The organism is uncultured Abyssibacter sp., from assembly GCF_964000955.1.
Classification (GTDB): domain Bacteria; phylum Pseudomonadota; class Gammaproteobacteria; order Nevskiales; family OUC007; genus Abyssibacter.
The window spans coordinates 1-1,652 of the sequence record NZ_CAXFCL010000239.1 but is presented as its reverse complement, the minus strand read 5'-3'; the positions used below and the strand labels follow the sequence as shown (position 1 = coordinate 1,652).

At 68.1% G+C, this 1,652-nt stretch carries 2 protein-coding genes and 1 pseudogene; 1 reads left to right on the top strand and 2 read right to left on the bottom strand.

Going from position 1 to position 1,652, the window contains the following annotated elements:
* Positions 1-499 (top strand): mannose-1-phosphate guanylyltransferase (locus ABNS06_RS11695; RefSeq protein WP_348674778.1); only part of this gene is annotated, 499 nt, incomplete at its 5' end.
* Between the two features lie 9 nt (positions 500-508).
* Here the strand turns inward: ABNS06_RS11695 and ABNS06_RS11690 are convergent.
* Positions 509-1,306: a lysophospholipid acyltransferase family protein gene (locus tag ABNS06_RS11690; protein ID WP_348674777.1), complete on the bottom strand. Its 798-nt coding sequence runs from the start codon at positions 1,304-1,306 to the stop codon at positions 509-511.
* Positions 1,278-1,652, bottom strand: a pseudogene (locus ABNS06_RS11685) (hemolysin); the annotation flags it as partial. The pseudogene ABNS06_RS11685 and the gene ABNS06_RS11690, both read right to left, overlap by 29 nt.

Here is a 1,652-nt window from a genome sequence, read left to right as displayed (position 1 = left end):
GGGTGATCGGATTCGCGATCACGTGGGTGATGGCCGGCGATGGGGGTTGCGCGTCCGGTACTCGGACGAGGGCGAGGCGGCGCTGGAGACGGGCGGCGGCATCGCCAACGCACTGCCGCTGCTGCCGCCGGACGAGCCCGTGCTCATCTGCAATGCCGATGTCTGGAGTGACTATTCGCTGACTGGCCTGGCGACGTTGAACTGGCCGGCCGGCCGGCTGGCGCATCTGGTGCTCGTGCCGCCGCTGCCAGGTATGCGCGCCGATTTCGATCTCGATGACGGGCGGGTCGTCGATTCGCCCGCGCCGTCCTGGACATTCAGCGGCATCAGCCTGATCCACCCGGATCTGGTCGCGGGACAGGCGGAGCGCGCGTTTCCCCTGGCTCCCCTTCTGCGTCAGGCGATGGCCCGTTCCGTGGTCAGCGGGGAGCTCTACCGGGGTGTCTGGAACGATGTCGGAACACCGGAGCGCCTTGCCGCCGTCGAGCGGTCCGGCTGACCTGGCGGATCAGATCGGCAGGCGGTGGCGCGGCAGCGCCGGCTCGCGTTCCGGTAGCAGGTCCGGCGGACATTTCACCAGCTGCGCATCGATCGCGCGCTGCGCCTGACGGGCCAGCGTCGTCCGATCCATCCCTGCGCTGTCGACCGCGTCCAGAAACCATACGTCGACGACGATGCGGGGGCGTTGCAGGATGCGCAGCAGATGCGGCACGAACATGTCGTCGCCGACATAGGGCGTGACCGTTGCGGTTTCCGGGTCGGGCCCGTAACGCAGCAGGACCGGCACGACCGATCGATTGGACTCGATGGCCGCGGCGAACAGTCGCGGCTGGAACCGCCGGGTCGTCGCGCCCAGCGTTGTCGTGCCCTCCGGAAAGACCGTGACCGACTGGCCGTTGTCCAGATGTCCCGTCAGGCGCGTGACCAGTCGCCGGGTTCCCTGACCACCACCACCGCGACGATGAAACTCGGTGCCGGCGGCGCGGGCAAGCCGGCCGATCAGCGGCCAGTCGGCGACCTCGGACTTGGAGACGAAGCGGGTGGTCGTCAGGGCGCCGAGCACGGGAATGTCGAGCCAGGACACGTGATTGCTCACCAGCATCACCGGTGTCTTCGGCAGCGGGCCGTGCACCTGGATGTTCACGCGCAGCACGCGGCAGAGCTGGCGATGCCACCACTGCACGATTCGCTCGCGCGACGGACCGACCGCGGCAAGTACGTCGATCAGCAGGCTGACGATGAGGCCGAGCAGCAGGTGGGCTGCGACGAGCAGGCCTCTAAGAACGAGCCGAATGATGGCGGGCACCGTTGGACTTGGCGTCTTCGGAAGGCATGAAGCGGCGTGCGTAGCGCGGCGACAACTCGTCGATGTCGAGCAGCATGAGCACGTCGCAGCAGTTGAAGGATTCGTCCCAGTACGGCGCGCCGCAGGCCTTGGCACCCAGGCTGACGTAGGCCTTGAGCAGCGGCGGCATGCGCATGGCGACCTCGGCGGGCGGGCGCTGGACGGGGTAGGGGCGCCGCGGTGTTACATGGATGGCTTCGGGCGCCATGTAGCGACGTTCGATCTTGTCGAGGATGGCGCTGGCCTGATCGCCGCCATCCTCCAGGCCGATGCTCGCGCAGCCGAACAGGTAGCGGTAGTTGTGCTG